The organism is Paenalcaligenes sp. DL 309, assembly GCF_057475285.1.
The window spans coordinates 172,364-198,667 of record NZ_JBYBKW010000006.1; the positions used below are offsets into that span (position 1 = coordinate 172,364).

25 protein-coding genes and 2 tRNA genes are annotated in these 26,304 nt (G+C 45.0%); 13 read left to right on the forward strand and 14 right to left on the reverse strand.

The features are described 5' to 3' along the window. The first annotated feature begins 53 nt into the window (after nucleotides 1-53). The 7 genes from AC2UZJ_RS09740 to AC2UZJ_RS09770 all read left to right on the forward strand — a co-directional run bounded on the left by AC2UZJ_RS09740 (nucleotide 54) and on the right by AC2UZJ_RS09770 (nucleotide 6,682). Nucleotides 54-2,972, forward strand: coding sequence for a monovalent cation/H+ antiporter subunit A (locus tag AC2UZJ_RS09740; RefSeq protein WP_486949956.1), 2,919 nt, complete (start codon nucleotides 54-56; stop codon nucleotides 2,970-2,972). Further along, nucleotides 2,972-3,316 (forward strand): Na+/H+ antiporter subunit C, encoded by a 345-nt coding sequence (locus AC2UZJ_RS09745; RefSeq protein WP_486949957.1) that lies wholly within the window; start codon nucleotides 2,972-2,974, stop codon nucleotides 3,314-3,316. Before AC2UZJ_RS09740 ends, AC2UZJ_RS09745 begins: the two co-directional genes overlap by 1 nt. Next, complete coding sequence (locus AC2UZJ_RS09750) at nucleotides 3,316-4,932, forward strand: monovalent cation/H+ antiporter subunit D (protein ID WP_486949958.1); 1,617 nt, start codon at nucleotides 3,316-3,318, stop codon at nucleotides 4,930-4,932. Before AC2UZJ_RS09745 ends, AC2UZJ_RS09750 begins: the two co-directional genes overlap by 1 nt. Further along, nucleotides 4,929-5,417: a Na+/H+ antiporter subunit E gene (locus AC2UZJ_RS09755; protein WP_486949959.1), complete on the forward strand. Its 489-nt coding sequence runs from the start codon at nucleotides 4,929-4,931 to the stop codon at nucleotides 5,415-5,417. Before AC2UZJ_RS09750 ends, AC2UZJ_RS09755 begins: the two co-directional genes overlap by 4 nt. Beyond that, nucleotides 5,414-5,686 (forward strand): K+/H+ antiporter subunit F, encoded by a 273-nt coding sequence (locus AC2UZJ_RS09760; RefSeq protein ID WP_486949960.1) that lies wholly within the window; start codon nucleotides 5,414-5,416, stop codon nucleotides 5,684-5,686. The genes AC2UZJ_RS09755 and AC2UZJ_RS09760 overlap by 4 nt, the downstream gene beginning before the upstream one ends. Continuing rightward, nucleotides 5,683-6,090, forward strand: coding sequence for a monovalent cation/H(+) antiporter subunit G (gene mnhG / locus AC2UZJ_RS09765; protein WP_486949961.1), 408 nt, complete (start codon nucleotides 5,683-5,685; stop codon nucleotides 6,088-6,090). The genes AC2UZJ_RS09760 and mnhG overlap by 4 nt, the downstream gene beginning before the upstream one ends. A 79-nt stretch (nucleotides 6,091-6,169) precedes the next feature. Next, complete coding sequence (locus AC2UZJ_RS09770; RefSeq protein ID WP_486949962.1) at nucleotides 6,170-6,682, forward strand: hypothetical protein; 513 nt, start codon at nucleotides 6,170-6,172, stop codon at nucleotides 6,680-6,682. Here the strand turns inward: AC2UZJ_RS09770 and AC2UZJ_RS09775 are convergent. From AC2UZJ_RS09775 to rnr, 14 genes are all read right to left on the reverse strand, one after another. Beyond that, the gene (locus tag AC2UZJ_RS09775) at nucleotides 6,679-7,788 is read right to left on the reverse strand and encodes a sensor histidine kinase (protein ID WP_486949963.1); all 1,110 of its coding nucleotides are present in this window, start codon (nucleotides 7,786-7,788) and stop codon (nucleotides 6,679-6,681) included. The genes AC2UZJ_RS09770 and AC2UZJ_RS09775 overlap by 4 nt on opposite strands. A gap of 1 nt (nucleotide 7,789) precedes the next feature. Further along, the gene (locus tag AC2UZJ_RS09780) at nucleotides 7,790-8,470 is read right to left on the reverse strand and encodes a response regulator transcription factor (RefSeq protein WP_486949964.1); all 681 of its coding nucleotides are present in this window, start codon (nucleotides 8,468-8,470) and stop codon (nucleotides 7,790-7,792) included. A 27-nt stretch (nucleotides 8,471-8,497) separates the two neighbouring features. Further along, nucleotides 8,498-8,944, reverse strand: coding sequence for an ExbD/TolR family protein (locus tag AC2UZJ_RS09785; protein ID WP_486949965.1), 447 nt, complete (start codon nucleotides 8,942-8,944; stop codon nucleotides 8,498-8,500). 5 nt (nucleotides 8,945-8,949) lie between these two features. Then, the gene (locus AC2UZJ_RS09790; RefSeq protein WP_486949966.1) at nucleotides 8,950-9,741 is read right to left on the reverse strand and encodes a MotA/TolQ/ExbB proton channel family protein; all 792 of its coding nucleotides are present in this window, start codon (nucleotides 9,739-9,741) and stop codon (nucleotides 8,950-8,952) included. A 9-nt stretch (nucleotides 9,742-9,750) separates the two neighbouring features. Further along, nucleotides 9,751-10,554 carry an energy transducer TonB gene (locus tag AC2UZJ_RS09795; RefSeq protein ID WP_486949967.1) on the reverse strand — a complete coding sequence of 268 codons (804 nt, stop codon included), beginning with the start codon at nucleotides 10,552-10,554 and terminating at the stop codon, nucleotides 9,751-9,753. Between the two features lie 67 nt (nucleotides 10,555-10,621). Then, the gene (locus AC2UZJ_RS09800) at nucleotides 10,622-11,647 is read right to left on the reverse strand and encodes an ArsA family ATPase (protein WP_486949968.1); all 1,026 of its coding nucleotides are present in this window, start codon (nucleotides 11,645-11,647) and stop codon (nucleotides 10,622-10,624) included. Beyond that, the gene (locus AC2UZJ_RS09805) at nucleotides 11,647-11,928 is read right to left on the reverse strand and encodes a cory-CC-star protein (protein ID WP_486949969.1); all 282 of its coding nucleotides are present in this window, start codon (nucleotides 11,926-11,928) and stop codon (nucleotides 11,647-11,649) included. Before AC2UZJ_RS09805 ends, AC2UZJ_RS09800 begins: the two co-directional genes overlap by 1 nt. An 18-nt stretch (nucleotides 11,929-11,946) precedes the next feature. Further along, nucleotides 11,947-13,623, reverse strand: coding sequence for a carbon starvation CstA family protein (locus tag AC2UZJ_RS09810; RefSeq protein WP_486949970.1), 1,677 nt, complete (start codon nucleotides 13,621-13,623; stop codon nucleotides 11,947-11,949). A 216-nt stretch (nucleotides 13,624-13,839) separates the two neighbouring features. After that, a tRNA-Val gene (locus tag AC2UZJ_RS09815) sits at nucleotides 13,840-13,915 on the reverse strand. 97 nt (nucleotides 13,916-14,012) lie between these two features. Continuing rightward, nucleotides 14,013-14,088 (reverse strand) — tRNA-Val (locus AC2UZJ_RS09820). 111 nt (nucleotides 14,089-14,199) lie between these two features. Further along, nucleotides 14,200-14,472 carry an HU family DNA-binding protein gene (locus AC2UZJ_RS09825; RefSeq protein ID WP_486949971.1) on the reverse strand — a complete coding sequence of 91 codons (273 nt, stop codon included), beginning with the start codon at nucleotides 14,470-14,472 and terminating at the stop codon, nucleotides 14,200-14,202. Between the two features lie 220 nt (nucleotides 14,473-14,692). Next, a complete protein-coding gene (locus tag AC2UZJ_RS09830; protein WP_486949972.1) occupies nucleotides 14,693-15,931 on the reverse strand; it encodes a cystathionine gamma-synthase family protein in 1,239 nt (412 codons plus the stop codon). A 25-nt stretch (nucleotides 15,932-15,956) separates the two neighbouring features. Next, a complete protein-coding gene (gene rlmB / locus AC2UZJ_RS09835; protein WP_486949973.1) occupies nucleotides 15,957-16,703 on the reverse strand; it encodes a 23S rRNA (guanosine(2251)-2'-O)-methyltransferase RlmB in 747 nt (248 codons plus the stop codon). 24 nt (nucleotides 16,704-16,727) lie between these two features. Further along, nucleotides 16,728-19,172 (reverse strand): ribonuclease R, encoded by a 2,445-nt coding sequence (gene rnr, locus AC2UZJ_RS09840; protein ID WP_486949974.1) that lies wholly within the window; start codon nucleotides 19,170-19,172, stop codon nucleotides 16,728-16,730. A gap of 215 nt (nucleotides 19,173-19,387) precedes the next feature. On the opposite strand from rnr, the gene AC2UZJ_RS09845 reads away from it, so the two are divergent. The 6 genes from AC2UZJ_RS09845 to AC2UZJ_RS09870 all read left to right on the forward strand — a co-directional run bounded on the left by AC2UZJ_RS09845 (nucleotide 19,388) and on the right by AC2UZJ_RS09870 (nucleotide 26,198). Beyond that, nucleotides 19,388-20,932 (forward strand): Re/Si-specific NAD(P)(+) transhydrogenase subunit alpha, encoded by a 1,545-nt coding sequence (locus AC2UZJ_RS09845; RefSeq protein WP_486949975.1) that lies wholly within the window; start codon nucleotides 19,388-19,390, stop codon nucleotides 20,930-20,932. Nucleotides 20,933-20,962: 30 nt separating this feature from the next. Next, nucleotides 20,963-22,342 carry a Re/Si-specific NAD(P)(+) transhydrogenase subunit beta gene (gene pntB, locus AC2UZJ_RS09850; protein ID WP_486949976.1) on the forward strand — a complete coding sequence of 460 codons (1,380 nt, stop codon included), beginning with the start codon at nucleotides 20,963-20,965 and terminating at the stop codon, nucleotides 22,340-22,342. A gap of 154 nt (nucleotides 22,343-22,496) precedes the next feature. Continuing rightward, nucleotides 22,497-23,402 carry a glycine betaine ABC transporter substrate-binding protein gene (locus AC2UZJ_RS09855; RefSeq protein WP_486949977.1) on the forward strand — a complete coding sequence of 302 codons (906 nt, stop codon included), beginning with the start codon at nucleotides 22,497-22,499 and terminating at the stop codon, nucleotides 23,400-23,402. After that, on the forward strand, nucleotides 23,402-24,610 hold the full coding sequence (locus tag AC2UZJ_RS09860; RefSeq protein WP_486949978.1) for a quaternary amine ABC transporter ATP-binding protein: 1,209 nt from the start codon (nucleotides 23,402-23,404) through the stop codon (nucleotides 24,608-24,610). The genes AC2UZJ_RS09855 and AC2UZJ_RS09860 overlap by 1 nt, the downstream gene beginning before the upstream one ends. Beyond that, nucleotides 24,607-25,452, forward strand: a complete 846-nt coding sequence (locus tag AC2UZJ_RS09865) for an ABC transporter permease (protein WP_486949979.1) — start codon at nucleotides 24,607-24,609, stop codon at nucleotides 25,450-25,452. Before AC2UZJ_RS09860 ends, AC2UZJ_RS09865 begins: the two co-directional genes overlap by 4 nt. 29 nt (nucleotides 25,453-25,481) lie before the next feature. Further along, nucleotides 25,482-26,198, forward strand: coding sequence for a glycine betaine ABC transporter substrate-binding protein (locus tag AC2UZJ_RS09870; protein WP_486949980.1), 717 nt, complete (start codon nucleotides 25,482-25,484; stop codon nucleotides 26,196-26,198). Nucleotides 26,199-26,304 lie beyond the last annotated feature (106 nt).

The window sequence follows — 26,304 nt, forward strand, 5'->3', positions numbered from 1 at the left end:
AACAAATGTCGTACTATTAAAAACCAAACTCCTAATTTGTTACCGAGAGCCTGATGTACCTGCTCATTATTTTAGCACTCCCTTTTTTGGGTAGTCTGATCTCTTCATTACTCCCCGCCTCTCAACGCAAGCTGCACGCCTCCCTAGCAGGTATAGTGGCGCTTATCTGCGCGGCTACCACTTTAGTTTATACTCCCACTGTTTTTGATGGTGAAGTCGCGCTATTTTCCTCGCAATGGATTCCCGCCTACGGCATTGATTTTACGTTGCGTATGGATGGTTTCGCTTGGCTTTTTAGCTTAATTGTAAGTGGTATAGGCGCTTCTATAGCGTTGTACTCACATTATTACCTTTCTGCGCAAGATCCAGCTAGACGTTTTTTTGCCTTTTTACAAATCTTTATGGGATCTATGCTAGGGGTAGTTATATCGGGGAATCTTATCCAGCTTGTGGTGTTTTGGGAGCTCACCAGCCTGTCTTCATTTATGTTGATTGCCTATTGGTACCACCGCCGCGATGCCAGGCGCGGAGCCCGTATGTCTTTGGTTATTACAGGTGGGGGCGGCTTGTGTTTACTAGCAGGAGCCCTAATGCTAGGCCAAGTAGCTGGTAGCTATGATCTGGGCACGGTACTGCAGTCACGCGAACAAATTCAAGCCCACCATTGGTACCCTATTTTATTAGTATTAATTGCCTTAGGTGCCCTGACGAAAAGCGCTCAATTTCCCTTTCATATTTGGCTACCGCGCGCCATGGCGGCACCTACCCCCGTCTCGGCCTATTTACACTCAGCCACCATGGTAAATATGGGGGTATTTTTACTCGCACGCTTTTGGCCGGTGATGTCAGGCACACAAGAATGGATATGGATCATAGGTGGAGCCGGGCTGATCTCATTAACCTTAGGGGCCTATGTAGCGACTTTTCAACGCGATATGAAAGGCGTATTAGCTTATTCTACCATCAGTCACTTAGGGCTTATTACCTTACTACTGGGCCTAAGTACGCCTATGGCTCTAGTGGCGGCTATATTTCATATCATTAATCATGCCGCCTTTAAAGCCTCTTTATTTATGGCGGCAGGAATTGTAGACCACGAAACAGGTACTAGAAACCTCAATCGTTTATCAGGCTTACGTCACGCTATGCCCATCACCGCTCTCTTAGCCACCATTGCTGCGGCTTCTATGGCGGGTATTCCTTTACTTAATGGCTTTATTTCCAAAGAAATGTTTTTTGGGGCCACCCTCGCTGCCACTAATGATAATTGGTTTAGTCAGTTGCTGCCTATAATTGCCGTTATAGCAAGTATATTCAGTGTGGCTTATTCATTACGCTTTATTAGCCAAGTTTTCTTTGGTCCTGAGCCCACAGATCTACCTCGCACGCCGCACGAACCACCGCGTTTTATGCTAGTACCCAATGCCATTTTGGGGACAATTTGTGTAGTCGTAGGGATTTTACCTGCATATACGGTAGGCCCCATTTTATACACGGCGGTCTATTCCATTTTGGGTGTACAAACTCCTAACTATCAATTGCATGTTTGGGAAGGTTTTAATATGCCTTTACTCATGAGCGCCATCGCTACGGTAGGGGGCATTGCTTTGATTTGGATCTTAAACCGTTATCGCACAGGCCGCTCTGATCGTGCACCCTTGTTATATCGCTTGAATGGGCGCCGTTTCTTTGAGTGGTTGATGGGTTGGATAGAAACCGGTGCTGATATGGTGATTAATTACACATACTCAGCGCGTTTACAACGCCAAGTACTCATTATCTTCGTTGCTACCCTTGCCGTCACGGCATTACCTTTAAGTAGAGGTAATTGGTTTAACATCCAACACTTAAACCCCATTGATCCTTTATTTGCTTTGATGTGGCTTGCTGGTGCGACCTGCGCCATCGGTGCAGCGTATTATGCAAAGTTTCATCGGCCGGCCGCCTTATTGCTTTCTGGCGGTGCTGGCTTAGTGACTAGTCTAAGTTACGCATGGTTATCTGCGCCTGATTTAGCTCTCACTCAATTAGCAGTAGAAGTGGTTACTGTGGTGTTAATTTTATTAGGTTTACGTTGGCTCCCTAAACCTAAACCTTTGGTAGACGGATTGGGCTTATTACGAGCCAAGGCTCGCTACCGACACCTACGCGATATTTTTGTGGCCACCGCAGGAGGTGTCGGTATAGCCGCTTTAGCTTTTGCAATGCTCAGCCGCCCCACCAATAAAGGCATTTCAGAGTTTTTAGTTGAAAAAGCTCTACCTCTAGGCGGGGGCTCCAACGTAGTAAACGTGATATTGGTTGATTTCCGTGGCTTTGATACCTTTGGAGAAATCACGGTATTAGGAGTGGTTGCGTTAAGTGTCTATGCGCTCCTACGTCGCTTTCGCCCGCCGGTGGAAACCGTAGCCGTACCCTTAACTAGACGCCAGAACCAGCGTAGTGCGCTTGACACCACTTTTACAGAGCCTGACCCAAATGCACTTTTACCTGAAGGTATTATGAAAATACCGGCTGTGCTTGTGCGTTTACTATTACCCATTGCCACACTTATTTCTTTGTACTTCCTATTGCGTGGGCACAACTTACCAGGCGGTGGCTTTGTAGGTGGGTTAATTATGGCCACTGCTATTATTTTGCAATACATAGTAGGTGGCGTAGTTTGGGTAGAGTCAAGACCCTTAATTCAGCCCCAAACATGGGTAGCCTTAGGCATGATTACAGCTGGTTTTGCCGCTATGCTTGTTTGGCTCTACGGGAAACCATTTTTATCGGCCCAGAATTGGGATATAGACCTCCCCTTCATAGGCACCATTCATACTTCTAGCGCCTTATTATTTGATATAGGGGTTTATATGCTGGTAGTGGGTTCTACGGTATTGATTTTGGTAGCTATAGCGCATCAATCACTACGTTTCTATAGAAAACTGCCTTCTATTCAAAAAGCCTTAGAAAAAAAACAGGAAGTCTAATGGAAATTATTTTATCTTTAGCCATTGGGGTGCTTGCTGGATCTGGAATCTGGCTTGTGCTTCGCCCCCGAACTTTTCAGTTTATTATGGGCTTATCCTTATTATCCTATGCCATTAACTTGTTTATTTTTGCCATGGGGCGCATTCGCTTAGGCGCGCCCCCGGTGATTTCTACTGAACGTGGCGCTGATGCCATGCTCTATGCTGATCCAGTACCTCAAGCTTTGGTATTAACTGCTATTGTAATTGGCTTTGCTACCACCGCCCTTTTTCTTGTGGTGCTTTTAGCTAATCGTGGTTTTACCGGCACCGATCACGTAGATGGCCGTGAGGAAAAGTCGTAATGTGGCAAACACACCTCCCTGTATTTCCTATCGCTATTCCATTAATGACTGCAGCTATTATGCTGTTAGTGCGCGATAAACACCGTCATGCCAAAATAGCGTTAGGTATCTTCTCTTTGGCTTTACAGTTTTATGTAGCACTCAACCTGCTCGGTATGGCGGATGGCTCCATACGAACCGATTGGCTCCATGGTGTGGGCGTTTATCTACTGGGTGATTGGCCCGCACCTTTTGGTATTGTACTGGTGGTGGATCGTTTAGCAGCCATTATGCTGGTGCTCACTAGCATCTTAGCCAGTACCACTTGGTGGTATGCTACGGCCCGTTGGGATAAAGCCGGCGTGCATTTCCACCCCCTATTTCAACTGCTTATTATGGGTTTAAATGGCGCTTTTTTAACCGGTGATCTTTTTAACTTATTTGTATTTTTTGAAGTATTCCTCGCGGCTTCTTATGGTTTAATGCTGCATGGCTCCGGGCGTGAGCGTGTTAGTGCAGGTTTGCATTATATTGCGGTTAACTTAATTTCCTCCTTTTTACTGCTGATTGCTATCGCGATTATTTATGGCATTAGTGGCACGTTAAATATGGCAGATTTAGCCTATAAAGCAGGAAACTTATCTGGCGCTGATCGCCTGATGTTTGAAGCGGCGGTAGCTGTCTTAGGCGTCGCTTTTTTAATCAAAGCGGCCGCTTGGCCACTTAATTACTGGTTGATAGCTACCTACTCCAATACCAGCGCCCCTGTGGCGGGCATGTTTTCAATTATGACAAAGGTAGGGATTTACGCCCTGCTTCGCATAGGTTCCCTACTCCTTCCTACGGGCGCACCTGCGGCCTTTAGCGGTGACTGGATGTTTCCAGTCGGTATAGCCACCTTGGCCTTTGGCTCATTCGGTATGCTAGCAGCCCACCAACCGGAGCGCATGGCCAGTTATTGCGTTGTGATTTCTTCAGGCACCTTATTGGCAGCCTTAGGCATGCCGGGCGTTATTCTTACTGGACCCGCTCTTTATTATTTACTTAGCTCAGTTTTAGCCATAGGGGCATTTTTTATGCTGCTAGAGATGATTGGTCGAGCCCAAAATTTTGGAGCTGACTTATTAGCGGTAAGTCAAGAAGCCTTTGACTTAGCGGACCCCGAAAGCGAAGACAGCTCTGATGACGTAGTAGGCATAGCTATACCTGCCGCTATGGTTTTTTTGGGCATGTCTTTTATTGCCTGCGCGTTACTTATTATAGGTTTGCCGCCTTTATCGGGTTTTGTTGCTAAGATTTCATTATTATCCGCAGCCTTAAAGTCTTCTGGTTACACCGCGAATGCTTGGGTGTTTACGGCCACAGTTTTACTCTCTGGCTTTATTGGCATTATGGCTTTATCTAGGACAGGAATTCGTCTATTTTGGAGTTTTAGTGATATACAGGTACCACGGTTACGCCTTAATGAAGCTTTGCCTGTGGCATTTCTTATTTCTCTCTGCGCGGTGTTAGCTATGCGTGCAGGCCCTATCACTAATTACTTGGAACAAACCGCGGCCTATTTAGATGAGCCACACCGCTATGTAGCGGCAGTTTTGGCACGCGACTCCATTCGCTCTGTAGGAATTAGGCCATGATAAGAAAATACCTTAATTTTACTTTTCTGCCCTTACTGCTGACCTTTCTTTGGCTACTCTTAAACGGTTTTTCAGTAGGTCATTTAGCCTTAGGAATAACGTTTGGAATCTTATTAAGTATTGCAGCCATTCCCTTTAGGCCATTACGCGCCACGATGCATCACCCCTTTTTAGCCCTCAGGCTGTGCTGGCATGTGGCTTTAGACATTGTAAAATCAAACTATGACGTAGGCTTTATTGTACTTTTTACGAAAAAAGCCAAACCTACTCCGGGTTTTTTAGATATTCCCTTAACACTACAAGATCCGCATGGCTTAGCCGCCTTAGCCTGTATTATTACGTATACGCCAGGTACGGTTTGGTCTGGTTTTGATGAAAAAGAACAAATACTTACTTTGCATATTTTAGATTTAAAAGACGAGCAATTTTGGTTAGATACTATTCAAAAGCGTTATCAAGAACCTTTAATAGAGATTTTTAAATGATTTACTGGGCGAGTTTATTTGCTTTGCTTTGCTATAGCATCGGCATTGCCGTGGCTGCTTATCGCTTATTAACCGGCCCCACCGCTGCCGATAGGGTTTTAGCCTTAGATACCATGTACAGTAATGGTTTGATGGCATTACTGGCTTTAGGTTTGCGTTTTGGCACGCATTTGTATTTTGACATTGCTTTATTAATCGCGCTTTTTGGCTTTGTAGGTTCAGCGGTAATGGCCAAATTTCTCTTACGTGCTGAGGTAATTGAGCCATGAGTACTTTTCCCTTTTGGCTTAATGCTATTATTAGTTTATTAATTGTGCTCAGTGGCATTATTACCTTAGTAGGCACGTTGGGTTTAGTGCGGCTTAAACACTTTTACTCCCGTATGCACGCGCCTACTTTAGGCAATACCTTGGGGGTGTTTTGTTTATTAATAGCCTGTGCCCTGACCGCCAGCGTGACAGCAAAGCAACTACTAATCTATCCACTGATTATTACGGTATTATTAATTATTACTTCACCTGTTACCGCTATTTTACTCATGCGAGCCGCCATAAAGCGAGAATTGCGTCAACGTCTGACCGACTACGCCCCCGACGAACCCGGTTCAATGGACTTGCCTACAAAATCCAAGGAGCAAATAGCAGATGAGGACGAGGATAAACATCAGCCATAACCCTCAGCAGTAAACGTTTACTTTTTGTTACACAAGCTCTTGTTACACTACTTATATGTTTAACCACACGGAGTTCAGAATGAAAAAAAATGTGATATCTCTTAGCATTGCCGCCATCAGTCTTAGCTTTGCAACCCTAGGCGTCGCCCATGCTCAAGCTTCAACTCCACAACAGTCTTATCAAGAAGCCTTAGCTGAGTGTAAAGCCTTAAGCGGTGACGCCAGAGTTAATTGTCAGCGGGATGTTTATGCAGCACATAATGATAGAAATCGCAAACATACCTCGCCTGATATGCAAACCTTAGAAAAAAACCGGATAGCTCGCTGTAATAGACTGCCCGAATCTCAGCGTCAGCACTGCATAGAACAAATGCAAGGTAAACACCAAACTAAGACTTACGGTTCAGTTCGAGGTGGTGGCATGTTGCGTCATACCACCATTGAAGTACCCGGAGAGCCTTATGAGGTAACTCGCCCTGTATCTAGAGGTGCAGGTGCTGCTCAAAATCAACCAGATCCACGAGGTCAGGGTGCGAATCCTGCCGCCTCTCAACGACAAACTCCTGGACGTGTAGTTACTCCTATTGATTAATAGTTCTTGGTAGGCGGTACTCGCCTATCTAAGCCTATTCCCATACGAGGCCCCGGGAATACGATACTAATACGAGTGCCCATTACATGGGGTCGGCTCAATAAATTCCAGCCAGCTCCATGGGCCAACGCAATTTCTCTTACTATGGCTAAACCGAGCCCAGAGCCGTCACTTTGGCTTTGCTCCCCCCGATAAAACGCTTCAAATACTTGATGATGATCACTAATAGTAATACCCACACCATCGTCTTCCACACTTAATGTAGGCGGATTTACCGTTACTCTAAGCGTAATACGCGTTTTAGCGTGTGCATAACGCAAGGCATTATCAATTAAATTACCTAGTAGCTCATCAAGCAATAAGGGATCTGCATCTACCCAAGCGGGTGTCTCAGGAGCAATTAACACCAATTCAAGTTGATGTGCTTGAGCACGTGTTAACCACTCAGCACCGCTAGTGCGCGCCCACTCGCATAAATCTAAACGTATAAAGCGGTCTTTGGGATTAGCAGCGGAATCCGCTCGCGCCAATACTAGTAACTGTTGGCCCAAACGGATCATCCGCTCTGTACTGAGATTAATACGCTGCACCTGCACGCGCAAATCGGCTGGCAACTCTTTAGCTAACATAAGTTCAGTTTCTAAGCGTAGAGCACTAAGAGGTGTACGCAACTGATGCGCCGCATGACTAATAAAGCGTTTTTGTGCAATCACACTATTATCTAAACGCCCTAAAAGCTGATTAAAGTGCTCAACTAAGGGACGCAACTCGGCTGGCAAATCAGCCGCTACTAAAGGCTGTAATTGCTCGGTATCTTGAGCGGCAATATCGTCAGCAAGCTGCTGCACAGAGGCCAAACCTGAACGCAAACCATTAATTAACACCCAACCAAATAACGCCACCCACAATAACTGGCTTAAGAGCATGGTCCAAAAAATATCACGTAATAGCCACTCTTCTAAATGCATACGACTCGTTAAGATCCAGGTCACGCCTAAATCCAACATGACTAGCAAGGCTATGGGTGGGAATAATCGCTGCATCAAATGACGTGCTAAGCTACCTTTTTTTAAGGATTGGCCTAAGCTCATAAAACGAGTGCACATATTAGACCGTAGACTGGTTTGCAGTATTTAGGGCATAACCAAAACCATGCACGGTTTGGATTTTTACTCCTGTTTGCTCTAAACGTTTACGCAGTCTATACACATACACTTCTACGGCATTATCACTAAACATGACCTTGTTGTCGGAAAAAGACTGGATAATCTGCTGCTTTGTAACCACTTTTCCCGCACGTCTCATTAGTAATTCAAGCAATGCCAGCTCACGCACTGAAACACTAACTCGCTGATTATTGAAACGTAGCTCGCGATGATGGGTATCTAAACGCAAAGCGCCAAATTCTAAAGCTTTTGTACAATGCCCTTGTTGACGCCGTACTAAAGCGCGTACGCGTGCAGCCAGCTCAGCTAATTCAAATGGCTTCGTAACATAATCATCAGCACCGGCATCTAAACCCGCCACTCTATCTTCTAAGGCATCACGAGCGGTTAAAATAAGCACAGGCACGTCATAATTCGCTTGCCGTAATTGACGCAAGGCGTCTAACCCTCCTAAACCCGGCAAATTAAGATCCAAAACCAAAAGATCAAAAGGGGTCTCTTCTAAACACAATAACAGCTGATCACCGTGTGTAATCAGCTGTGTTATATAGCCTTGCTCTAAGAGAAAATCACGCAGTGCGGGCCCTAAAACGCAGTCATCTTCAATAATTAATACTCGCATATAGCGATTTTATACTAATTCTATCTTTTAGGGCGCTGTGCTAGGCGCTAATGTGCTCGCATCCGGTCTGGTAACAAAACCTAAGCGCGTTAAACCTGACGCTTTAGCGCGACTCATCACTTGTGCTAAAAGTTCATAACGCGTTTCTTCATCTGCACGAATACGGATTTCAGGCTGAGGGTTTTCTAAAGACATAGGCTGTAAAGTCGCTGTCAAATCTTCTAACTCGATGAGTTGGTCATCTAAATACACTAAGCCTTCTGCCGTCACGGCTAAATCAAGAGACACACTTTCTTTGTCTACCGGTTGTGCCGAGGCTTGAGGTAGTTGCACAGAAATAGAATGGGTTAATAAGGGTGCGGTAATCAAAAAAATGACCAATAACACCAGCATCACATCAATTAAGGGCACCATATTAATTTCTGCATTCGTCGCATTATGTGACCCGCCTTTATCAAAACTGCCAAATGACATAACGACTACCCTTTGTTTTTACTGTTATGTAGTTTCTTACCATTACCATCTGCAACCTGCTGGCCGGTGGTGAGAAAGGTGAATAGATCATGAGCAAAAGCATCTAATTGAGCTAAATAGACGCGATTTGTTCGTACAAAACCGTTATAAGCTAATACAGCCGGAATCGCCACCGCCAAACCCAATCCTGTCATAATCAATGCTTCACCTACAGGGCCAGCAATGCTGTTTAACGCCACTTCACTGGATAAGCCTATATTAATTAAGGCATGATACACCCCCCATACGGTTCCAAATAACCCCACAAAAGGCGCAGTAGAACCCACTGAAGCCAAAATAGTAAGGCCATTTTCTAAACGAGCGGTTTCTTCATCAATCACTTTGCGCATAATACGCGTAATAAAGGCTTCTGTAGAACCTTTTTCTTCCAAGCGTAACGCCCCATATTTTTTATGATGGCCTTGGGCATGAATCGCATGACTGGCCAAATGGGAGAAAGGCTCTGTGGCTCCATGGGTAGCAATTTCATTTTCTACTTGCTCTAAAGAACCCGCTGCCCAAAACTCGCGTAAAAAAGCCTTAGATCGCCGTTTTAAATTATAAGAGGTAATGCTCTTTACTATGATTAAATACCAACTAGCCACTGACATCAACACCAGTACGATAAATAAGCCTTTGCCTACCCAATCACTTTGTGCAATAAAATGCAGCATGCCCTCTTCTTGTACTTGAGTTTGCGTGGCGGTTTGCACTTGCGCTGCTGTTAGCCACAATACATCTATTAGCTCCTGCATCATGCCTGAGTCCTATAAAACAAAATCAAAAGGAATGTCGGCGATTGCTCTGTATGCAACGCCATTTTCGGTATAAGGCTTAAACCTTACTTTACGCACGGCATCTAAAGCCGCTTTATCTAAACGATCATGTCCAGAAGAGCTTTTAACCCATAACTCCCCTACCGTGCCTTGTGTGGTGATTACTACACGCACAATGGCGGTACCTTGTTCGTTACGCCGCTGAGAAGCTCGTGGATAAACGGGGCGTGGAGGAGCTCCTTGGTAATTCACTTGACTAATCACGCGTGGTTTATGGGGATTAACCGCCTTGGCTTTTTGACCACCTAGATCAGTATCCGTTTGTGCTGCTTTAGGAGCAGCGGCTGGTTTAGCTATTTCAGCCACTTTTTTTTCTATTTTTGGCTTAGGCTGTGGAATAGGTTTAGGTTTAGGTTTAGGTTTAGGTTTTGGCTGAGGTTTGGGTTTCTCCACCACAGGCTCAGGGATTACAGGATCCTCTACTACTGGCTCTGGCTCCGGTTCTGGTTGCGGCTCAGGCTCAGGCTCAGGCTCAGGCTCAGGCTCTTCAATCACTGTCTCTTCAATAATTTCTTCTGCTACTTCTTCGGCCTCTACACCCTCTTCTAATTCATTAATATCTACTAAGCTAACAGCAATAACCTCTTCTTGTGCAGGCTCGCCCACCATCTTGGGCTCGGAGCTATACACTAAAAACGCCACTGCGCCTGCATGCAAACCAATGGCAGCCACCAGTCCTGTAACCTTTAGCCACAGGCGTGAACGCTCTAACGAATCATGGGAAGGGTGCGTCATACTACGCTTACAAATAATGAGTAAAGCGTCATCTTAACAGTAATGATAATGATTATCAATAACAGTGTTATGGTGTAGGACTTAACAGTTGTTGAGCGAAGTTTTTTAATGCTTCTGTACCTTGTATTTCTTGCTCTTGTAATAATAATTGCTTGCAAGGTAAATGCCCTAAACGCTGCTTTATCTCAGTAAGATACTGCTGTTGGCGCTGCAAGTGATTTTGCCAAAACGCGCTGTCTAAATGATTAGGTAACACGCGATTCACCACTAAACCGGCCACGTTAATGCCCACGTCAGCTAAGGAGTTAACTGCGCGTTCCGTTTCTAATACAGGCAGACGCTCTGGTGTGAGCACAAATAAAAAACCCGCAGCAGAAGCATCATGTAATAGACGACGCGTACGATGAAACAGACTTTGACGCGCTTCTAAGGTAGCCACTAATTGCTGACTGCGCTCATCTAAATCTGGGTTTTTCTCTTCTTGAGGATCTTTTAATGGATTAGACAGATCTCGACCTGGACTTAAGTGTGCTAACACCTTACCTAATTGTTCAGAACGTTTATTATGTTTTAACAAACCATCTGTCCAAGCCGCCATGACCTCAGGCAAGGTAAACAGCCGTAAAGTATGCCCTGTAGGCGCTGTATCAAAGACAAGTAAATCATATTCTTTAAAGCTAGTGTCTAAAAGCTGAGCAATACGCTCCAGTAAGGCGGCCTCTTGGGCTCCGGGCGATAAGCGTGATAGGCGTAAATGACGTTGTAACTCATGCACTTGATCAGGCCCCGCATAACGTCGCATTTGAGCTAATACCCGTTCAAGATAAGCATCCACCTCTTTTTCAGGATCTAACTCTAAAGCATGCAAGTTTTCAGCCATATACACCGGCTTACTGCCTATATGACGACCGAACACATCGCTCAGACTATGAGCTGGATCAGTGGAAACTAACAACACACGGTGCCCTTGAGCTGCAGCATACACAGCTAAAGCCGATGAAACGGTAGTTTTACCTACCCCCCCTTTACCGCCTACAAGTAATACTTTTTGCTTTAAAAGACCCCCTACATCAAAAAACGGATGATTTGGCATTAGCAGCACCTAAAATTATCTAAAGGAGAACGCTCCATGCCCATACGTATATGCCAGTCATGGAAGCGCTCTAATAAAATGGGCTGTAACTCTAAGGTGTACCAGGATGCCGGGTTGGGTACTCCCATCATTTCGGCAAACACCAAAAGCATAAATAAATCCTCTTCCTCACGCTTAGCGCGAGCAATAGCAGCACGATAAGGCGCGTTGTAATATTGCGTACCTAACTCATTAGCATGAGTACACCAGCGACGAAATCTTGACCACACGCCTTTTTTCATACAACACCTCTTTATAATTTATACAACCTCTGCAATTTTGCGTTTTTCAAAGCGTAATGCGCTCACACACTCTAAAGTAACCAATACTGCTGCGACGAGTACAATTAAATCTAAGCCAAACAGGAACCAATCTTGCTTTAGGTAAAAACTACGTAACTGCAACAGTAGCGCCGCCAGTGTCATTAGAAGCAAAAAGGCTAAAGGCCAAATCACATAATTGGCGGTAACACGCTTACGCACCAACATTACCGCAATAACAAGTAGAGTTAAGCCTGCTAATAACTGGTTAGTTGTGCCAAATAAAGGCCAAATGAGTAAACCGCCCGAGCCATCTGCACCACCGGCACCAAAAGCTAAAATTAAACAACTAATCACTGCTAATAAGGTGGCTGGGACCGGCTTGCCTAACCAAGCTATATTATAGATTTCACCCCACTCTTGAAAGATATAACGCTGTAGACGTAAACCGGTATCCATGGTTGTACCCGCAAAAAGTGCCGCCATAACGGTAAGCATGGTGGCTGCAATATCCGCATCAATAAAAGGGATACCAGAATGCAATATGGTGGCACCGCCATTAACAAAAGCACTAACTCCGCCTTGACCAAAAGAATGGTACATCGCTTGCCAGTCAGCCAAGGAAGCAAAGCCGGCGGTAGCTGCCACTATAGCCGCTAAGGCCAACGCCCCCTCACCCACTGCACCAAAATACCCTACTAAGCGAGCATCTGACTCTTTATCGAGCTGTTTAGAAGTCGTACCAGATGCCACCAAACCATGAAAACCAGAAATAGCCCCACACGCAATGGTGACAAACAACAAGGGAATCATTGAGGGCGTACCCGCAGGCACATCAGGATTAATCGCAGGCGCGACTATAGTTGGGTTTGCAATAAATACCGCTAAATAAATTAAACCTAAACCCACAAAAAGCTGCAGACCATTAATGTAATCACGGGGCTGTAAAAGCATCCAAACTGGGAGTAAGGAGGCGATGGCTGCATACACAAAAAGCAAAATAATCCAAGCGGCCCGGTCTGACAAACCAAATACGGTTTCTGGCAAGGCCAATGGAACCTGAGGTCCTGCATAAATAAGCGCATACAGGGCAATCACCCCTATTACAGACACTATAAACAAGCTGGCCTTAGCACGATAAATCAGCTGTCCTATAATGAGCGCTACAACAATAGCACCCCATACGGGTACCACTGAACCAGGATTATTGATAAGTAAACCCGCAATCACTACACCAAATACCGCATTCACCATCAATAAAACTAGAAAAATAACGATCATAAAAACCGAACGAGCACGTTTACCCACCACATCACCCGTTAACGAACCCACTGACTTCGCTTTATTACGAATACTCGCCCAGATCGCGCCAAAATCATGAATTCCAGCAAAAAATATGGTACCTAAAGTTACCCATAAAAATGCAGGTAACCAACCCCAGATCACAGCAATAGCTGGGCCTACTATAGGAGCGGCTCCTGCCACCGAGGTGAAATGATGCCCCCACAGTACGTACTTATTAGTAGGCACAAAATCAATACCATCTTCAAACTCGTGAGCCGGTGTAGGCCTAAAGTCATCAAGTTGAAATATTTTTTGGGCCAAGAATTTAGAATAAAAGAGGTAGCCTAAAGCCATACCACCTAAGCCTAAGACCACTAAATAAATAGCACTCATAACGCCTTCCCCTTTGCTTCTCTATACTTAATAATACATTTTGATACATGTGGCATATGATTAAATAAGAGGTATTTATTGTTAATGACTTTGTGTTCGGTCTAGTTATAGCAAAAGCAGCTGCCCGATGACTACCTGATTTTCCCTTATAGTAATCAATAGACGAAAAAAAAGAACCAAGCAAATTGCTTTGGTTCTCATTTTTAATAAATTAAATGGTGGGTGTTGACGGGATCGAACCGCCGACCTACGCCTTGTAAGGGCGCCGCTCTACCAGCTGAGCTAAACACCCATTTAATTTATTAGGGCTTATCTATCGCAATAAATTTAAACTATAAAAACAAAAGGACTTAATCTAGTAGTTAAGCCCTTATTACACAGCAAGGGTGTGGTGGGTGTTGACGGGATCGAACCGCCGACCTACGCCTTGTAAGGGCGCCGCTCTACCAGCTGAGCTAAACACCCATTTGGTCTTGCTGTGCGTCTTTAACTGCGACGACAAAAAGAATTATAGAGTGTATTAAAAATAAAAGCAAGAGTATTTAGCATTTATTTTTACATCTCCTAAAATTCTATTTAGTTAACAGCATCACGTAGGGCTTTTCCGGGACGGAATTTAGGTACGGTTGCCGCTTTGATTTCAATGGCTTCGCCCGTGCGAGGATTACGACCGGTGCGAGCAGCACGCTCAGATACGGCAAAGGTACCAAAACCAACTAGAGTGATGGATTCTTTGTCTTTGAGTGTGGTGGTAACCGCATCGATGAAGGCATCTAAGGCTCGACCTGCGTCCGCTTTAGATAAGTCAGCTTTGTTAGAAATAAAGTCGATTAACTCGGTTTTATTCATTTAAGAATTACCTCTGAATAATGTGTAGTACGCTACCTGAAGGATAGACGTTATATGAAAAAAGTAGTGACAGCTCTCATTGGGGTTTAATTAAGCTCTGACACCTATAAGGACGTATTAAGCCTATATTCACGCTAACTGTCAAGTTAAACCTTATACTGAGAGCCGCATCAATACTATGTTTGTAACACTTAAATACGAAAATGTGAACACTTAGCCCCTAAATAAAAAAAGCGTCTAAGGCTTGACTAAAATCATCAATCAAATCTTGAGTCTCTTCTATGCCTACAGAAATACGTAATAAATTATCAGAAATCCCCATTAAGGCCCGCTGCTCTGCCCCCATCTCATAATAAATAGTATGTGCAACCGGTAAGACTAAACTGCGGTTATCGCCTAAGTGCGTTGAAAGCACCAGTACCCGTAAGCGATTTAGAAAATCAAACACATCAATGTCTGCATGCAGCTCCACACTCAAAAGACCGCCATAACGACCGTCAAAGTACTCAGTAGCTCTCACATGCTGTGGATGTGAACTCAAACCCGGGTAATGCACTTTTACTACCTTGGGATGTTGTTCTAAATGTAATGCTAAGCGTAAAGCGTTATGGCAGACTTGCTGCATACGTAAGGATAAAGTTTCAGCCCCTATAGCTAAACGATGCGCTGTATCAGAAGACATGGCCGCCCCCATATCACGCAAACCTTTTTTCTTGATCTGGGCCATGCCCCACCCCGTACTATTGCCTGTACGATAAGCCGGAAAAATATTGGGATACTGCGACCACTCAAACAAACCCGTATCAGTCACCATTCCACCTAGAGCATGACCATGGCCGCCAATACCTTTGGACAACGAGTTAACCACCAAACCCGCCTGAAATAGTTTGGCTGGAGCTAACCAAGGGGTGCTTAGCGTGTTGTCTATTACAAACAAAAGTTGTTCTGCAGCACACCACTGCCCTATGACTGCTAGATCAGCAAGTTGAGTGCCTGGATTGGCAATGGTTTCGCAAAAAACCATACGGGTATTTGGCTGTTTGGCTGTTCTTACGGCCTGAATATCTGTGGCATCCACTAACGTCACTTCCACCCCAAATTGCTGCAAGGTGAGCAACACACTATTGGTATTACCAAAAATATATTTACTACAAATGAGGTGATCACCCTGGCGTAATAAAGTAAGAAATACGGCACTAACAGCCGCCATCCCTGAGGCAAAACTGACACTCGCTATTCCCTGCTCCATTTGGGTGATCTTACGCTCCAAGGCTGCTGTAGTGGGCGTCCCTTGGCGCGCGTAACTAAAGCCCGGCTTACCTTGAAAAACAGCTGCTAACTCACGAGCATCACTAAAACCATATTCTGAGGAAGGATGTAAGGGCTGATGTACCGCACCATGCTCTGTACCAGCACGTCTATCTGCATGCACTATGTGTGTAGTGAATCCATTATTCATTTTTTATTTACTTTTTAGTCGTTAATTAATCAACTGTGCGCTGACGTAATGTTTCATAGAGACAGACCGCACTGGCAACACTTACATTTAAACTCTCTACAGAGCCCAGCATAGGAATACTAACGAGTTCATCACACGTTTCACGTGTCAAACGACGCATGCCCTCACCTTCTGCTCCCATAACCCAAGCCATACCACGTTTGCCGTGCACCTGATGCATGGATTCAGTGGCTTGATCGTCTGTACCCACCAACCAGACATCGCGTTCGCGTAAGCGACGCATAGTGCGTGCCAAGTTAGTGACCGTAATATAGGGCAAGGCTTCTGCAGCGCCACTCGCTACCCTACGCACAGTGGCATTAAGCCCTACGGCTCGATCTTTAGGTGCAATCACCGCATGAGCTCCCGCTGCATCGGCAGTACGCAGGCAAGCACCTAGATTATGGGGATCGGTAACACTGTCTAAAATCAGTAATAAAGGGGCGATACCATTATCTTCGAGCTCATCTAGCACATCTTCAATATCAACGGCTAATTTCACCTCTACAGCCATAGCCACTACCCCTTGGTGGCGCACCCCTTTTGCCAGGGTATCCAAACGTGTTTTATCAGCAAAAATTATACGCACACCCGCTTGCTCCGCCTGCGTTATAAAATTTTGCATACGCTTGTCACGACGTGCTTCCTCTATATAGAGTTCTTTAATAGATTCAGCGGCGTGACGCAGGCGAGCCTGTACCGCATGAAAGCCCGCCAACATTTGTAATGACATATACAACAATCCTTTAGGTTAAGTTTAACGGCGTGAGCGTCTAGACTTACGCCCACCCGATTTCTCTGCCGCGGCCGCTTTACGGGCTGCAGCACGGCGCTCACTGGCTGTGCCTTTAAGCCCTTTGGGTTTAGCGGGTGCTGCTTTTTTATGAGATCGACCGGTGCGCGCGGCTTTAGGGGTTGAAGTGAGTGTTTTATACCCCGTGCCTTCAATCAATCGAAAATCAATTTTACGTGTTTCTAAATTAACCCTAGCCACTTGCACTTGCACCGCGTCGGTAAGCTTATAACGTATGCCTGTACGCTCTCCACGTAAATCATGGGTCGCCTCATTAAAGATAAAGTAGTCAGAACCCAGTTCGGATATATGCACCATCCCTTCAACATACAAGGTATCTAAAGTGATGAAGATACCAAAAGCCGCTACACCGGTAATTTTACCGCTATACACTTCACCCACATGGTCTTTCATGAAGTAACACTTCAACCAGGCCTGCACATCATAAGAGGCTTCATCAGCACGGCGCTCACGCACAGAAAGCATAGCTCCTAAGCGCTCCCAGATAGAGAGTTCGCGTTGATTACGGGTGAGCAATTCCTCACCTGGCTCTGCGCCTATGTTAGGCACATACCGTTTGCCTTTGATAATAGATTTAATTACACGATGCGTAAGTAAATCTGGATACCTACGTATAGGTGAAGTAAAGTGCGTATATAAATCATAAGACAAACCAAAGTGTCCACTATTCTCAGGGCTATAAATAGCTTGCTGCATAGAACGTAAACACATGGTTTGAATCACTTCAAAATCCGACCGCCCTTTAGCTTCACTAATGACTTTGGCATAATCCGCCGTGGTGGGTTCATCACCGCCACCTAGATGCAAACCTACGGTACGCAAATGCTCTCTAAAGGCAGCTAACTTTTCAGTGGTAGGGCCTTCATGTACTCGGTATAACCCAAAACGTTTATGACGTCTCATGAAATCTGCTGCACAGGTATTAGCGGCTAACATAAACTCTTCGATAAGTTTATGTGCATCATTACGTACTAAAGGCTCAATGCGTTCAATGCGCCCTAGCTCATTACAAATAATGCTAGTTTCCACGGTATCAAAGTCAATGGCCCCTCGCTCTTGACGCTGCGTTAACAACGCTTGAAAAAGCTCATAACTGCTTTGCACAAAAGGATAGATAGCGCCTAAAGATTTAGCGGCAGGCCCTTGTGGCTGTTGCAGCGCATCCCAGATTTGATCATAAGTGGTACGGGAATGAGAATGAATCACCGCCGGGTAAAACTGATAGGCCGTCACTTTACCTGTACGAGCCCCTTCACCCGGAATCACCATATCGCACACTAAAGTGAGACGATCCTCACCCGGATTTAAAGAACAAATACCATTAGACAAGGCTTCAGGCAGCATAGGAATAACCCGACGCGGAAAATACACACTGGTCCCGCGCTCGATAGCATCTTCATCAATAGCGTCATTAGGTTGCACATAATGGCTCACATCGGCAATAGCCACCAATAAACGCCAGCCTTTACGGTACGTTTTACCACGACCTACGTTAATTTCTTCACAATACACGGCATCATCAAAATCGCGGGCATCGGCGCCATCTATAGTGATGAAAGGCAAATCGCGTAAATCAACGCGCCCCTTGTACTCATGAGCCCGTACTTTTTGAGGGATTTTTGCAGCTTGCTGCAGCGTTTGATCGGAGAAATCAACAGGAACATCAAACTTACGTACGGCAATTTCAATTTCCATACCGGGATCATCAATCTCACCCAAGACCTCTATTACTTTTCCCTGAGGCTGTAAATGGCGAGCTGGCTGACGCGTAATCTCTACGGTGACTACCTGACCATCTTTGGCACCACCAATATCTGCAGGAGCAATAAAAATATCATGCTTAATACGTTGGTCTTCTGGGGCAACCGTATAAATACCCTGCTCTTTATGTAAACGCCCCACTAATTTATTCGTCGCGCGCTCTAAGACTTCTACTATGATGGCTTCAGGCTTACCGCGGTACTCACCGTCAGGGCGTACGAGAATTCTGTCACCATGTAAAACACGCGCCATTTCACGCGGAGCCAGGAACAAATCAGGTTGCTGGCCGTCATCTCGAATAAGAAAGCCAAAGCCATCGCGATGACCTTGCACTCGACCCGCTACAAAAGACGTTTTCGTATTAATTTCAATTTGTTTTTTTGCATTGATACGAAGCTGCCCATCTCGTTGCATAGCGGCCAAACGACGCTCTGCGCCTATTGAAAGAGGCATAGCTATGTGCAACTGCGCTGCCAGTTGTTCTATAGTTAAAGGTTTTTGACTGTCTCGTAGACACGTCAAGATATCTTCACGACTTGGCACGTAAGGATCAAAGTCAGGTGGCAAATCATAACGGTCCACACCTTCGTCCGCGTCATGGTTAGGAGTAATTGATTTTTTGGTCAAAGGGGACTTCCATATTTAATAAGAAAAAAACTTAAAACGAAAAATAGTCAAGCTGTATGCATTGACATTTTTTACTCTCTCCTTCATAGCATACTATGATATAGGCAAATGACGGAACATATACAGAAATCGGTACAGAATATGTATAAAAATCGGTTATCCTAACAACAAACAAATAAACCAATAAATTATTCTTTTTTTACTAGAGGTTAACAATGAGGATAGGAATTCCCAAAGAGGCACTGCCGGGCGAGACGCGGGTAGCTGCCACGCCTAAAACTGTAGAGCAGCTCATAAAATTAGGTTACGAAGTCCTTATAGAAAAAGGAGCCGGTGCAAACGCTTATCTAGAAGACAGTGCCTATGCGGAAGCAGGTGCAACTCTAGTCGAGCGCAAAGACATCTGGGACTGCCCCATTGTTTTTAAAGTAAACCCACCTAGTGACTCTGCTTTAGACTTAATTCAACCAGGGACTATTTTAATTAGTTTTTTCTGGCCAGCTCTTAACTCTAGGCTCTTACAGCAGTTACAAGACAAAAAAGTCACAGTACTTGCTATGGATATGGTGCCTCGCATGTCGAGAGCCCAAGCCATGGATGCTTTGTCTTCTATGGCTAATATTAGTGGTTACCGTGCAGTGGTTGAAGCCGCTAGTGAGTTTGGTCGCTTCTTTACCGGGCAGATTACCGCTGCGGGTCGTGTACCGCCTGCAGAGGTATTAGTCATTGGTGCCGGGGTAGCGGGATTATCTGCTATTGGTGCCTCTATGCAGCTAGGCGCCATAGTTAAAGCCTTTGACACACGCTTAGAAGTGGCCGAGCAGATTGAATCCATGGGGGGCGAATTTTTAAAGCTGGATGTACCTGTAGAAGCCAATGACAGTGGCAGCGATGGTTACGCCTCTACCATGAGTGAAGAATTTATTGCAGCTGAAATGGCGCTCTTTGCCGAGCAAGCCAAACACATAGATATTATAATCACTACTGCAGCCATTCCGGGTAAAACGGCACCCATACTGATTACCAAAGAAATGGTAGACAGCATGAAGCCGGGCTCTGTGATTGTAGACTTAGCGGCCCCTACCGGTGGTAATTGCGAATACACCGTAGCCGATAAAATGATCATCACCGACAACGGCGTTAAAGTGATCGGTTACACCGATTTAGTTAATCGCTTGCCTGGCCAATCTTCCCAGCTCTACTCCACCAACCTGGCTAACTTGGCTAAGCTCATGACACCCAACAAAGACGGTGAAATGCAGCTGGACTTTGAAGATGCGGTAATTCGTAATATGACACTCACCCATGATGGTGATCTCATGTATCCCCCTCCCGCCATTCAGGTATCGGCCGCTCCTGCAGCCAAACCCAAACCCGCTCCTAGCATTAAAAAAGAGCCCCCTAAGCCAGTGCCTTTATGGAAAAAACTCCTTCCTTTAGGTGTGGTAGCGCTATTGTTTTTATGGATGGGCAATAACGTACCTTCTGCTTTTCTTAACCACATGATTGTGTTTGTTTTATCTTGTGTGGTGGGCTATTACGTGGTGTGGAACGTTACCCATTCGTTACACACACCTTTGATGTCTGTGACGAATGCCATTTCCGGCATTATTGTAGTGGGTGCCTTGTTACAAATTGGCCATGGCAATTGGATGATTTCTTTACTCGCTTTTATTGCCATACTTATAGCTAGTATTAATATATTTGGCGGCTTTTACGTTACTAGACGTATGCTTAAAATGTTTCAAAAAGACAATTAAACGCTCGCATAAAACACAAGGATTACATCTATGTCTCAAGGTTTAGTGACTGCAGCGTATATTGTTGCAGCAATTTTATTTATATTAAGTTTAGCGGGGCTTTCTAAACAAGAATCTGCTAAAAATGGTAATTACTTCGGTATCGCCGGTATGGTGATTGCGCTCATTGCCACTATATTTAGCGATAGTGCCTCAGGTATGTCATGGATTATTCTCGCCATGATCATTGGGGCGGTTATCGGTATTTATAAAGCACATCGTGTAGAAATGACCGAGATGCCGGAACTGATTGCCCTATTGCATAGCTTTGTGGGGATGGCCGCCGTATTAGTAGGCTATAACAGCTACCTCAACGCCCATACTGTTCCTTTAGAAATGCATAACATCCATCTGGTTGAGGTGTTTATTGGTGTGTTTATTGGGGCAATAACCTTTACAGGCTCTATTGTAGCCTTTGGCAAACTCAACGGTAAAATTCCCAGTAAACCCTTAGCTCTGCCTTATAAGCACGGTTTAAACTTAGCGGCTTTAGTGGTATCAGCCTTGCTATTAGTGTGGTTCATGAAAGTCGATGGCTCCGTATTTCCTCTATTACTCATGACATTGATTGCCTTTGCCTTTGGTTGGCATTTAGTCGCTGCTATTGGGGGCGCAGATATGCCAGTGGTAGTATCTATGCTGAACTCCTACTCAGGCTGGGCCGCTGCCGCCGCTGGTTTTATGCTCGAAAACGACTTACTCATCGTGACCGGTGCTCTTGTGGGTTCATCCGGTGCTATTCTGTCTTATATCATGTGTAAGGCCATGAACCGTTCTTTTATCTCTGTGATTGCCGGTGGCTTCGGTTCTGATGCAGGCAGCAGTGGTGCCAGCGAAGACGAAGATGGAGAATACAAAGAAATTGATCCCACTGACGTAGCAGAAATGCTAAAGAATGCGTCTTCGGTTATTATCACTCCCGGTTATGGTATGGCTGTGGCACATGCTCAGAATGCGGTAGCAGAAATTACCTCTATATTACGTAGAAATGGGACGAATGTACGTTTTGGTATACACCCCGTAGCCGGCCGTTTGCCTGGCCACATGAACGTACTCTTGGCTGAGGCCAAAGTGCCTTATGACATTGTGCTAGAAATGGATGAAATTAACGATGATTTTGCAGATACCGATGTGGTATTAGTGATTGGTGCTAACGACACGGTTAACCCCGCTGCCGCCACCGACCCCACAAGTCCTATTGCTGGCATGCCAGTATTACATGTATGGGAAGCTCAAAATGTAATCGTCTTCAAACGCTCCATGAGCTCCGGCTACGCGGGAGTACAGAATCCACTTTTCTTTAATGAAAATAGCCACATGTGTTTTGGTGATGCTAAGGAGACTGTGGAGAAGATTCAAAAAGCGCTCTAAGAGTCACTTTTAGCTACCCCATTAAGGCGCTAAATGTCTCTTATCGCTCATAAAGCCCTTTACCCTCGCAAGGTAAAGGGCTTTTTTTGTACTTAGCAGCATGTTAAGGTTAGGAGCATTAATCATTACATAACGAATCATTACAAGGGTAACTATGCATACACAAAAACAAAGCATATGGAAACAAAACGTACGTAAGCTTTTAGGCGCCTCTGTATTAGGTCTAGGTTTATTAGGTGCCACCACTAATGCCATCGCAGAAAGCAAAGGCAAAGTGCACTTAGCCTATGTGGAGTGGGCTTCTACTGTAGCTTCTACCAACGTCATGAAGGCGGTCTTAGAGCAAGCTGGTTTTGATGTAGACACTACCTCTCTAACCGGTGCTGCCATGTGGCAAGCCGTGGCCAGCGGTGATGCGGATGCCCTTTTAGCCGGTTGGTTACCCGTTACCCACGAAGACTACTACAAAAAACTTGGTGATCAGGTAGTGGATGCAGGTGTGAGCTTAGACGGTGCTAAGCTGGGCTTAGCTGTACCCGCCTATGCAGACGTTGATTCCATTGAAGATCTTAATGAGCACGCTAAAAGCTTTGGTGGTGAAATCATTGGTATAGATCCTGGTGCAGGTATTCAACGCTTAACTGAAGAGGTAGTCAAAGAATACAATCTAAATCTACGCCTTCGTGATGGTAGCGATGCCACCATGACAGCAGCCTTAGGCAATGCTATACAAAACAACGAAAACATAGTTGTTACTTCATGGACTCCGCACTGGATGTTTGCACGCTGGGATCTAAAATACCTAGATGACCCTAAAGGGGTATACGGCGGTACTGAACAAATTCACACCATAACACGTAAAGGCCTTAAAGAAGATTTACCAGAAGCTTACGCAATTCTGAGCAACTTTAACTGGACACCTGAAGACATGGGCGAAGTTATGCTCTTGATTGAGCAACCCGGTGCTGATCCGTATGAAAGTGCAAAAAAATGGGTAGATGAGCATCCCGATATGGTGAATAAATGGTTAAACGTTGAGCAAACAACAGGCAATAACTAATGCAACAGGATAAACCCATAAAAATAAAAGTACGTAACTTAAGCAAAATTTTTGGCTCACAACCCAAAAAAGCGCTTGAGTTACGTAATCAAGGCTTGAAACGCCCTGAAATTCTTGAAAAAACAGGCCAAACCTTAGGTCTGTCTAACATCAACTTTGATGTCTACGATGGTGAATTACTCGTAATTATGGGCCTATCTGGTTCGGGTAAATCCACCTTAATTCGCTGTTTAAATAGGCTTATAGAGCCCACTGAAGGCCAAATATTTATTGATGATGAGGAAATAACAGGTTTATCTGACAAAGACTTATTAGATGTGCGTCGTAAGCATTTTTCGATGGTTTTTCAAAACTTTGCCCTCTTTCCTCACCGTACAGTACAAGAAAACGCAGAATTTGGTTTAGAGATTCGTGGTGTTAATAAAACAGAACGTCAACGCATTAGCACTGAGGTGCTAGAGCAAGTGGGCTTAGGCGAATGGGCCGACGCCTACCCCCATCAACTCTCTGGCGGTATGCAGCAACGCGTAGGTATTGCTAGAGCTTTGGTCAATGATGGCGCCGTCTTATTAATGGATGAGGCCTTTTCCGCTTTAGACCCGTTGATTCGCAAAGACATGCAACAAGAGTTACAAGAGTTGCAATATCGCACCAAAAAAACCACCATTTTTATTACGCATGATTTAGATGAAGCCTTAAATATTGGTGATCGAATTATTTTGCTTAAAGATGGAGAAATTGTACAAGAAGGCACGCCTGAGCAAATTTTAAGCCGTCCAGCTGACAATTACGTGGCTCGCTTTATTGAAGGCGTAGATAAAACACGGGTCTTAACTGCTAACAGTGCTATGCGAGCCGCCCGCGTTACGGCTAGACCCACAGATGGCCCTCGCACTACCTTACATAAAATGACAGAAAGCGGTTTTGACTCGCTTTATATTGTGGGTCGGGATCGCCGTCTTGTAGGCTTAATTGATGCCAGTGCAGTAAGACGAGCCATCCAAGACCAAGCGGAGGATCTCACCGCCTACTTGGATAAAGAAATACCCATGGTAAGCCCTGATGAGCCATTAAACAATTTGTTTGGCCTCTTCGCAGAGCGCAGTATTCCTCTAGCCGTCGTTAATGAAGAACAGCAACTACTCGGTATCGTCATCAAAGGTGCGGTACTGGATGAGTTGGCCAAAGCAGGAGAGCCAGCAGTATGAATTCACTCCCTACCCTTCCTTTGAGCGCCTGGATAGATAATGTGCTCAATTTCTTGACCTCAAACTATTCTGGGGTCACTCGTAGCATTTCACGTTTTACGCAAACGGGGATTGATAGCTTGAATGACTTACTCATGGCTATTCCTGAGTGGGCTTTAATTGCTATTTTTGCCTTAGCTTGCTGGCGTGCTTCTAGCTGGCGATTAGCGCTAGGCGCAGTACTGGGCTTAGGTCTAATCTGGAATCTGGATTTATGGATCCCCACTATTCAAACCTTAACTTTAGTGGTTATTGCCACTGCTATTGCGGTAGCTGTTGCCTTGCCCTTGGGTATTTTAGCGGCACTGTCGAGCCGACTTTATAGAATGGTAATGCCTCTTTTAGATTTGATGCAGACCATGCCCGCTTTTGTTTACCTAATTCCAGCCATTCCATTTTTTGGTATAGGTTCAGTATCTGCCATCTTTGCCACTGTGATTTTCTCTATGCCACCGGCAATTCGTCTGACTATTTTAGGAATACGCCAAGTACCTGTTGATCTCATCGAAGCCGCTGATGCCTACGGCGCCACACGCGCTCAGAAGCTTTTCAAGGTCCAACTCCCCTTATCTTTACCTACTATTATGGCGGGGATTAACCAAACCATAATGTTGGCACTCTCCATGGTGGTGATTGCAGCTATGATTGGGGCTGATGGTTTAGGTAGTGAAGTTTGGCGTGCTATTCAGCGTTTACGTCCAGGTGATGGTTTTGTGGCGGGTATTGCCGTGGTGATTTTAGCCATGTTGCTAGACCGCCTCACTCAATCATTTACAAAGAAAGAAACGAAAAAAGACCAGTAATCTCCTAAAAGGATTAAAAAAACTATACTATGTTTAAACAAAAGAATTGGACTAAAACTATAACCGCTTTAAGCTTAGGTTTAAGTATACTCGCCTCTGGCATGAGCTACGCAGCTCAGGACAAAGGCACTGTGCATTTAGCATACGTAGAATGGACCTCTAACGTGGCTTCCACCAATGTCATGAAAGTTCTCTTAGAGCAAGCGGGCTACAAGGTAGAAACAAGCTCTTTAGCAGGCGCGGCTATGTGGCAAGCCGTGGCCAATGGAGACGCTGACGCTTTCCTATCTGCTTGGTTACCCACCTCACAAGCTGACTACGCTGCCAAACTAGGGAATGAAGTTGTAGACTTAGGACCCAACCTAGACGGTACTAAACTCGGCTTAGCCGTGCCTGCTTACAGTGAAGTCACCTCCATCGAAGATCTTAATGATTATGCCAAAGCCTTCAATAACGAAATAATCGGTATAGATCCTGGTGCTGGTATTCAACGCCTCACGGAAGAGGCCGTCAAAAATTATGGGATTACACTGCGTTTACGTGATGGCAGTGATGCCACCATGACGGCTGCCTTGGGTAGCGCCATTGAAAACAAAGAAAACATTGTGGTGACTGCTTGGACGCCTCACTGGATTTTTGCCCGTTGGGATTTAAAATATTTGGATGATCCAAAAGGAGTTTATGGCGGTGCAGAACAGATACACACCATTGCACGTAAAGGGCTAAAAGAAGACATGCCTGTGTAATCCCCCCGAAAAACCCCAGTAGTTATAAGTAGAAAATTTGTTATCCTATTTCCAAGGAGTTTTCTATGCGTAAGTCACGATATACTGACAACCAGATTTTAGCGAT

Coding starts and splice junctions, on each gene's coding strand:
- AC2UZJ_RS09740 (WP_486949956.1), top strand. CDS start 54: ATGTACCTGCTCATTATTTTAGCACTCCCTTTTTTGGGTAGTCTGATC.
- AC2UZJ_RS09745 (WP_486949957.1), top strand. CDS start 2,972: ATGGAAATTATTTTATCTTTAGCCATTGGGGTGCTTGCTGGATCTGGA.
- AC2UZJ_RS09750 (WP_486949958.1), top strand. CDS start 3,316: ATGTGGCAAACACACCTCCCTGTATTTCCTATCGCTATTCCATTAATG.
- AC2UZJ_RS09755 (WP_486949959.1), top strand. CDS start 4,929: ATGATAAGAAAATACCTTAATTTTACTTTTCTGCCCTTACTGCTGACC.
- AC2UZJ_RS09760 (WP_486949960.1), top strand. CDS start 5,414: ATGATTTACTGGGCGAGTTTATTTGCTTTGCTTTGCTATAGCATCGGC.
- mnhG (WP_486949961.1), top strand. CDS start 5,683: ATGAGTACTTTTCCCTTTTGGCTTAATGCTATTATTAGTTTATTAATT.
- AC2UZJ_RS09770 (WP_486949962.1), top strand. CDS start 6,170: ATGAAAAAAAATGTGATATCTCTTAGCATTGCCGCCATCAGTCTTAGC.
- AC2UZJ_RS09775 (WP_486949963.1), bottom strand. CDS start 7,788: ATGTGCACTCGTTTTATGAGCTTAGGCCAATCCTTAAAAAAAGGTAGC.
- AC2UZJ_RS09780 (WP_486949964.1), bottom strand. CDS start 8,470: ATGCGAGTATTAATTATTGAAGATGACTGCGTTTTAGGGCCCGCACTG.
- AC2UZJ_RS09785 (WP_486949965.1), bottom strand. CDS start 8,944: ATGTCATTTGGCAGTTTTGATAAAGGCGGGTCACATAATGCGACGAAT.
- AC2UZJ_RS09790 (WP_486949966.1), bottom strand. CDS start 9,741: ATGATGCAGGAGCTAATAGATGTATTGTGGCTAACAGCAGCGCAAGTG.
- AC2UZJ_RS09795 (WP_486949967.1), bottom strand. CDS start 10,554: ATGACGCACCCTTCCCATGATTCGTTAGAGCGTTCACGCCTGTGGCTA.
- AC2UZJ_RS09800 (WP_486949968.1), bottom strand. CDS start 11,647: ATGCCAAATCATCCGTTTTTTGATGTAGGGGGTCTTTTAAAGCAAAAA.
- AC2UZJ_RS09805 (WP_486949969.1), bottom strand. CDS start 11,928: ATGAAAAAAGGCGTGTGGTCAAGATTTCGTCGCTGGTGTACTCATGCT.
- AC2UZJ_RS09810 (WP_486949970.1), bottom strand. CDS start 13,623: ATGAGTGCTATTTATTTAGTGGTCTTAGGCTTAGGTGGTATGGCTTTA.
- AC2UZJ_RS09825 (WP_486949971.1), bottom strand. CDS start 14,472: ATGAATAAAACCGAGTTAATCGACTTTATTTCTAACAAAGCTGACTTA.
- AC2UZJ_RS09830 (WP_486949972.1), bottom strand. CDS start 15,931: ATGAATAATGGATTCACTACACACATAGTGCATGCAGATAGACGTGCT.
- rlmB (WP_486949973.1), bottom strand. CDS start 16,703: ATGTCATTACAAATGTTGGCGGGCTTTCATGCGGTACAGGCTCGCCTG.
- AC2UZJ_RS09845 (WP_486949975.1), top strand. CDS start 19,388: ATGAGGATAGGAATTCCCAAAGAGGCACTGCCGGGCGAGACGCGGGTA.
- pntB (WP_486949976.1), top strand. CDS start 20,963: ATGTCTCAAGGTTTAGTGACTGCAGCGTATATTGTTGCAGCAATTTTA.
- AC2UZJ_RS09855 (WP_486949977.1), top strand. CDS start 22,497: ATGCATACACAAAAACAAAGCATATGGAAACAAAACGTACGTAAGCTT.
- AC2UZJ_RS09860 (WP_486949978.1), top strand. CDS start 23,402: ATGCAACAGGATAAACCCATAAAAATAAAAGTACGTAACTTAAGCAAA.
- AC2UZJ_RS09865 (WP_486949979.1), top strand. CDS start 24,607: ATGAATTCACTCCCTACCCTTCCTTTGAGCGCCTGGATAGATAATGTG.
- AC2UZJ_RS09870 (WP_486949980.1), top strand. CDS start 25,482: ATGTTTAAACAAAAGAATTGGACTAAAACTATAACCGCTTTAAGCTTA.